This is a genomic window from Caulobacter vibrioides (assembly GCF_002858865.1).
Lineage (GTDB): Bacteria > Pseudomonadota > Alphaproteobacteria > Caulobacterales > Caulobacteraceae > Caulobacter > Caulobacter vibrioides.
This window is the reverse complement of the sequence record NZ_PJRR01000011.1, coordinates 24,129-30,603: the sequence shown is the minus strand read 5'-3', so window position 1 is coordinate 30,603 and position 6,475 is coordinate 24,129. Positions and strand designations below refer to the sequence as shown.

The window sequence follows — 6,475 nt, the reverse complement described above, 5'->3', positions numbered from 1 at the left end:
GCGCCGGCAGCCGCGGGGGCGGCGCCTTCGGCGGCCGGAGCCGCGCCTTCAGCGGCGGGCGCCGCGCCTTCGGCCGGAGCCGGGGCGGCCACCGGACGCGGCGGCGGGACCGGCAGCGTCGAACCCAGGCTGTGCATGTAGGCGATCATCGCGATGCGGTCTTCCTGCTTCTTCAGGCCGACGAACGTCATGTTGGTGCCCGAGACGTACTTGCCCGGCGCCTTCAGGAATTCATACAGGTGGTCGTAGTCCCAGACCGGGGTCTTGGCCGCGAATTCCTTCATGCCGGTCGAGTAGTTGAACCCGGCGTGACCGGCCACCTTGCGGCCCACCACGTCCCACAGGCCAGGGCCCGTGCCGTTGGCGTTGGAGGCGTCGAACTTGTGGCAGGCGGCGCACTTGGCCGCGACAGCCTGGCCCGCAGCCACATTGGCCGGCGTCAGCACGGCGTTCCAGTCGGGGAGGCTCTCGACCACCGCCGCGCCGCCGGCGCTTTCTTCCTGGACCGCGATCTCGTAGCCGGCCTTCTCGACTTCGGGCTTGGAGAAGACGATCGAGGACGCTTCCCGCAGACCGAAAATAACGAGGCCGGTCAGCAGCACGCCGCCAGCGATCTTGTTGAACGTCAGGTCGCTCATTTCAGCCTTGTCAGCCTCTTATCGGCCCGTCGAACGGCGGGCTTGGAACCCGCGCGCCGGAATCACAAGGACGAGTCTCCAGCGCGCGTCATGTTGCGCTCGCGTCTCTTACACGCTACCGCCCCTCGCGCAACAGGGCGGCGGAGATTTGAACCGATGAACCCCCTCATTCTGATCCCGGCTCGGATGGCCGCAACCCGGCTTCCGGGCAAGCCCCTGGCCGATATCGGCGGGGTTCCGATGATCGTGCGGGTTCTGCGCCGAGGCCTCGAAGCGGGTATCGGTCCGGTCGCGGTGGCCGCCGGCGACCCGGAAATCGTCGAAGCGGTTCAAAAGGCTGGCGGAACCGCCGTGCTGACCGACCCCGACCTGCCGTCCGGTTCGGACCGGATTCTCGCGGCGCTGGCGCAGCTCGATCCGGGGTTTGCGCACGACGTGGTGATCAACCTGCAAGGCGACATGCCGTTCGTCGACCCGGCTGTGCTCAGCGACTGCGCGCGAATACTTAAGGAGTTCGGCGACGCCGATATCGCCACCGTCGTGGCGCCTGAAGCCTCGCCCGCCGACCGCGCCAACCCGGACGTGGTCAAGGCCGTGCTGGCCATGGAAGAGGACGGCCAGAGCGGCCGGGCCCTCTATTTCACCCGCTCCACCCTCTATGGCGACGGCCCTGTCTGGCGCCACATCGGCATCTACGGCTATCGCCGCGAAGCGCTGGAGGCCTTCAACGCCGCCGCCCCCTCGCCGCTGGAAAAGCGCGAAAAGCTGGAGCAGCTGCGCGCCATGGAACTGGGCCTGACCATCCGGGCTGCGGTGGCCAAGACCGCCCCGATCTCCGTCGACAATCCCTCTGATCTCGAAGCGGCCCGCAAGCAGGCCGAGGAAACCCGATGAGCCTCCTCAAGAAGATCGCCTTCCAGGGCGAGCCCGGCGCCAACAGCCACGAGGCGTGCCGTACCTATTTCCCCGACTACGAAGCCTATCCCTGCAAGACCTTCGAGGAGGCCTTCGAGGCCATCAAGTCGGGCGTCGCCCAGCTGGGCATGATCCCGATCGAGAACTCGATCGCCGGCCGGGTCGCCGACGTCCATCACCTTCTGCCCGCCTCGGGCTTGAAGATCATCGGCGAGCGTTTCAAGCCGATCCGCTTCCAGCTGATGGCCAACAAGGGCGTCAAGCTGGAGGACATCAAGGTGGTCAGCTCGATGCCGATCGCGCTCAGCCAGTGCCGCAACAGCTTGAAGCGCCTGGGCGTCGAGACCGAAGCCGCCGGCGACACCGCCGGCGCGGCCAAGGCCCTGGCCCTCAAGCCCAACCCGACCCACGCCGCCGTCGCCCCCGCCCTGGCCGCCGAGATCTATGGTCTGGACATCCTGGCCCGCGATATCGAGGACGAGCGTCACAACACCACGCGCTTTTTGGTGATGACCGCCGACAAGGCCCCGGCCGCGCCGGACTTCACCCACCGCTGCGTGACCAGCTTCGTGTTCCGAGTCCGCAACCTGCCGGCGGCCCTCTACAAGGCGCTGGGTGGCTTTGCGACCAACGGCGTCAACATGACCAAGCTGGAAAGCTACATGGAAGGCGGCAATTTCACCGCCACCTTCTTCTACGCCGAGGTCGACGGCCGTCCCGAAGACCGCAACCTAGCCCTGGCGCTGGACGAGCTGAAGTTCTTCTCCGAGCGGTTCGAGATCCTGGGCGTGTACCCGGCCGATCCGTTCCGGGATCGGGGGGCGTAGCGCCGAACGACGGCTCACGGGTCGAATCGAGCGTGTAAGCGCCCCCTCCGTCACGTCGCTTATCCGCGCCGCGCCACCTCCCCCGTTTCACGGGTGAGGAGGAAAATCCCGCATCCTGCCCCGCTTGCGGGGGAGGTGGCGCGCGGCGCAGCCGCGTGACGGAGGGGGCGTCTTTGCGTCCTTCGAGGTGCGCTCAGGGTGAGGACGACTGTTGGCCTCGGTTCGCGCTAAATCCTCATCCTGAGCCTGTCGAAGGACGAGGATTTAGTCTCTACCCCGGCAGCCGGATCAGCGCCCGCAGGCCGCCCAGCGCCGAGCGGGACAGCACCAGATCGCCGCCCAGGCCCCGGGCCATGTCGCGGGCGATGGCGAGCCCGAGGCCCACGCCCTTCTCGTTCTGGTTCCGGCTTTCGTCGAGCCGCGAGAAGGGCTTGAAGGCCTCCTCGTACTTGTCTTCGGGGATGCCGGGACCGTCGTCGTCGACGGCCACGTCGACGCCGCCGGTCTGACGCGGGCTGACCGTGACGCGCACCCGGTCGGCGTGGGCCACGCCGTTGTCGATCAGATTGGCCAGGGCCCGGCGGAAGGTGAGGGGGCGCAGGCGGGTTTCCAGGCCTTGCGTGATCTCGGTCTCGATCGCCGCCCCGCCGCGCTCGGCGTCGGCCACCACGCTTTCGACCAGGTCCGACAGGTCGACCACCTGGATCGCCTCGCCGCCCTCGCCGCGGGCGAAGGCCAGGTATTCGTCGATCATGTGCTCCATTTCGGCCAGATCGCCCTTCATGGCCTCCATGCGCTCGCACGGCTCGGCCATGGCCATTTCCAGCTTCAGCCGGGTCAGCGGCGTGCGCAGGTCATGGCTGACGCTGGCCAGGAGGGCGGTGCGCTGCTCGATATGGCGCTGGATACGCAGCTTCATGGCGATGAAGGCCAGGGCCGCCTGACGCACCTCGCGCGCGCCGTGCGGCTTGAACTCCGGATCCTCGCCCCGGCCGAAGGCGTCGGCGGCCTCGGCCAGGCGCTCGATGGCCCGCACCTGGTTGCGGATGAACAGGATGGCCACCGCCGTCAGCAGCAGGGTCGCCACCACCATCCACAGGATGAAGATGTGGCCCTGGGTGGCGTAGGCGCGGTCGCGCAGGGCGTAGATCTGCAGCACCCCGCCGTCGACCTGCACCCGGATGTCGATATAGGCGCGGTAGCGGGTCGTATCGAACCAGAACGGGTTGTCCAGCCGGTCCTCCAGCGCCTTGTCCAGCGACCGGTCCAGGGCTGCGAAAAGCGAGGGGCGATGGCTGGTCGGCAGCTTGCGGCCCTTCTGGAAGGCGATCGACAGCGACAGCGCCCCTTCCGCCCGCTCGGCCAGCTTCTCGACGGCGGCGGGGCTGGGATCGTCCTCATAGGACTGCACCGCCCAGGCGATGTCGCCGGCCAGGCCCTCGGAGAGCTTGCTGGTCACGCTCTGCCAGTGGGCGTCGAAGAACGCCCAGGTCACGGCGATCTGCATGATCGCCACCGGCAGGATGATGATCAGCAGGCTGCGCCCGAACAGCGTGGTCGGCAGCAGACGCTTCAGCGACGGCGGGATGTCGAGGCGGGTGAGGGGCACCTAGATCCTCCCCCCAGCGGGGGAGGTGGCGCGAAGCGCCGGAGGGGGAAGATCACACCCCCGCCGCCGGCCGACTTCCCCCTCCGTCCGCTGCGCGGACACCTCCCCCGCGAGGGGGAGGATTTGGACGGCGCCCCCCATCAATCCGGCGCCAGCCGATACCCCACACCCCGCACCGTCTGCAGGTAGCGCGGGTTCTTCGGGTCCGGCTCGATCTTGCGGCGCAGGCGGGTGACCTGGACGTCGACGGCGCGGCCGGTGGCGTCGGCGGTGTCGCGGGCCAGTTCCAGGCGGTCGACCGGTTCGTGCAGCGAGCGGGCCAGGCGCCGCAGCAGGGTCACTTCAGCCTCGGTGATCCGCACGGCCTCGCCGTCGCAGGTCAGCTCGCCCCGGTCGGCGTCGAAGGTGCAACGGCCAAGGCTCAGCGCCTTGGGGCCGACGGGGCGCGCGGCCGAGCGGCGCAGGATGGCCTCGATGCGCAGAAGCAGTTCCTGCGGCTCGAACGGCTTGCCCAGATAGTCGTCGACGCCGCTGGACAGGCCCTCGATCCGATCGGCGGTCTGGTCGCGGGCGGTCAGCATCAGGATCGGCGTGCGGCCGGCCTCGCCGCCCTTGGCGCGCAGGCGCTTGGTGAAGGCCATGCCGTCCTCGCCGGGCATCATCACGTCCAGCACCATCAGGTCGAAGTCCAGGGCATCGAACAGCTTGTCGGCCGCCGCGGCGCTTGAGGCGGCGGTGACGCGAAAGCCCGCGCGGCTCAGGAATTCCTTGATCAGCTTGCGCAGCCGGTCGTCGTCGTCGACCACCAGCAGATGGCGTTCGCGGCGCTCGTCAGGGGTCATGTCGGCATCCGTCGTCCGGGGCCGACACCTTGCCGCGATCCGGCCAGCGCCGCCAGGATGCGCCGCGTTCCGGCCACCCCGTCGAGGCCCCCGGTGCGGTAGGCCCTGGCCAGCAGCCCCCGCAGGCGTTCGGCCGTCCGCTGTTCGAAGGCCACGCCCTCGGCGGTGAGGGTCGCTGGCCGCCGGCGCCCGTCCAGATCGCCGGAGACGCGCTCGACCAGACCGGCCTTCTCCAGATCGGACAGGGTGCGGCTGGCGGCCTGTTTCGACAGGCTGGTCAGCTTGGAGAGGTCCTGCACCCCAATCCCCGGACGGCGGCGCAGCAAGAAGGCCGCGCGCCAGTGCGAGCGCCCAAGGCCCAGGGCCTCGGTCTCCAGCACCGCGTCCACGGCGGCCCACAGCGAGGCCTCGGCCAACAGGATCAGTTCCAGCCCGCCGTCCAGTTCCTCCTCGCGGAGGATCAGACGCGGATCGTCCGAACCGGGCTGTAGCGGGGCTATCATCGCAAGGAGTCCATTTTATTTGACGCATCCCCCCACGGGGCGTCTAAGAACCGCGTTCCCAATAAGGAGGTCTTGGGCCGATGTCTCTGGTTCCCTTCGACGATCGCGACGGTTGGATCTGGCTTGACGGGCAATTTGTGCCCTGGCGCGAAGCGAAGGTGCATGTTTTGACCCATGGCCTGCACTATGCGTCGTCGGTGTTCGAAGGCGAGCGCATGTACGGCGGCGAAATCTTCAAACTGACCGAGCATACCGAGCGCCTGTTCAAGTCGGCCGAGATCCTCGATTTTGAGATCCCCTACACGGTGGCCGAGATCGACGAGGCCTGCAAGGCGACGGCGGCCAAGAACGGCCTGAAGGACTGCTATGTGCGTCCGATCGCCTGGCGCGGCAGCGAAATGATCGGTGTTTCGGCGCAACACTCCAAGATCCACGTGGCGATCGCCGTCTGGGAGTGGCCCAGCTACTTCGATCCGGCCACCAAGGCCAAGGGCATCCGCCTGACCTGGGCCAAGTACCAGCGTCCCGACCCCAAGACCGCCCCGATCGCCGCCAAGGCCGCCGGCCTCTACATGATCTGCACCATCTCCAAGCACGCCGCCGAGAAGGACGGCTATGCCGACGCGATGATGCTGGACTATCGCGGCTATGTCGCCGAGGCGACCGGCGCCAACGTGTTCTTCGTCAAGGACGGCGTGCTGCACACGCCCAAGCCCGACTGCTTCCTGGACGGCATCACCCGCCGCACGGTGATCGACCTGGCCAAGGCCAAGGGGATCGAGGTGGTCGAGCGCCACATCCAGAAGGAAGAACTGGCCACCTTCACCGAGTGCTTCATCGTCGGCACCGCCGCCGAGGTGACCCCGGTCTCGGAAGTGGGCGAGTTCAAGTTCACGCCCGCCAAGCTGTCGCTGGATCTGATGGACACCTACGCCGCCCTGGTGCGCGGCGAGGCGATGGCGACGGCTTAGGGTTTTATCCTTCTCCCCCTGCGGGAGAAGGTGGCCCGAAGGGCCGGATGAGGGGTTTTGCGGCATGGCCGTGCGACCCCTCACCAAGCCGCTTCCCCCATCCCGGGGAGGAAAGAGTTGAAACGCCGCAGAAGGCCAGATATTGCGACGCACTCGCAATATTAGGATCC

General features: G+C 68.0%; 7 protein-coding genes and 1 pseudogene. 3 read left to right on the top strand and 5 right to left on the bottom strand.

All coding sequences use genetic code 11. The features are described from left to right. Positions 1 to 638 (bottom strand): c-type cytochrome (locus CVUC_RS06545; RefSeq protein ID WP_101685799.1); only part of this gene is annotated, 638 nt, incomplete at its 3' end. A 156-nt stretch (positions 639 to 794) separates the two neighbouring features. Here CVUC_RS06545 and CVUC_RS06540 point away from each other — a divergent pair. Together CVUC_RS06540 and CVUC_RS06535 are read left to right on the top strand one after the other, a co-directional pair. Further along, positions 795 to 1,532 carry a 3-deoxy-manno-octulosonate cytidylyltransferase gene (locus CVUC_RS06540; protein WP_096034099.1) on the top strand — a complete coding sequence of 246 codons (738 nt, stop codon included), beginning with the start codon at positions 795 to 797 and terminating at the stop codon, positions 1,530 to 1,532. Continuing rightward, positions 1,529 to 2,380 carry a prephenate dehydratase gene (locus CVUC_RS06535; RefSeq protein ID WP_010920770.1) on the top strand — a complete coding sequence of 284 codons (852 nt, stop codon included), beginning with the start codon at positions 1,529 to 1,531 and terminating at the stop codon, positions 2,378 to 2,380. The genes CVUC_RS06540 and CVUC_RS06535 overlap by 4 nt, the downstream gene beginning before the upstream one ends. Before the next feature lie 192 nt (positions 2,381 to 2,572). Here the strand turns inward: CVUC_RS06535 and CVUC_RS20335 are convergent. From CVUC_RS20335 to CVUC_RS06520, 4 genes and pseudogenes are all read right to left on the bottom strand, one after another. Beyond that, positions 2,573 to 2,644, bottom strand: a pseudogene (locus tag CVUC_RS20335) (hypothetical protein); the annotation flags it as partial. Positions 2,645 to 2,651: 7 nt separating this feature from the next. Next, the gene (locus tag CVUC_RS06530) at positions 2,652 to 3,989 is read right to left on the bottom strand and encodes an ATP-binding protein (RefSeq protein WP_096034098.1); all 1,338 of its coding nucleotides are present in this window, start codon (positions 3,987 to 3,989) and stop codon (positions 2,652 to 2,654) included. A 140-nt stretch (positions 3,990 to 4,129) separates the two neighbouring features. After that, a complete protein-coding gene (locus CVUC_RS06525) occupies positions 4,130 to 4,831 on the bottom strand; it encodes a response regulator (protein WP_010920768.1) in 702 nt (233 codons plus the stop codon). After that, on the bottom strand, positions 4,828 to 5,334 hold the full coding sequence (locus tag CVUC_RS06520; RefSeq protein WP_096034097.1) for a MarR family winged helix-turn-helix transcriptional regulator: 507 nt from the start codon (positions 5,332 to 5,334) through the stop codon (positions 4,828 to 4,830). Before CVUC_RS06520 ends, CVUC_RS06525 begins: the two co-directional genes overlap by 4 nt. An 80-nt stretch (positions 5,335 to 5,414) precedes the next feature. On the opposite strand from CVUC_RS06520, the gene CVUC_RS06515 reads away from it, so the two are divergent. Beyond that, positions 5,415 to 6,305, top strand: coding sequence for a branched-chain amino acid aminotransferase (locus CVUC_RS06515; protein WP_096034096.1), 891 nt, complete (start codon positions 5,415 to 5,417; stop codon positions 6,303 to 6,305). Positions 6,306 to 6,475: the final 170 nt, after the last annotated feature.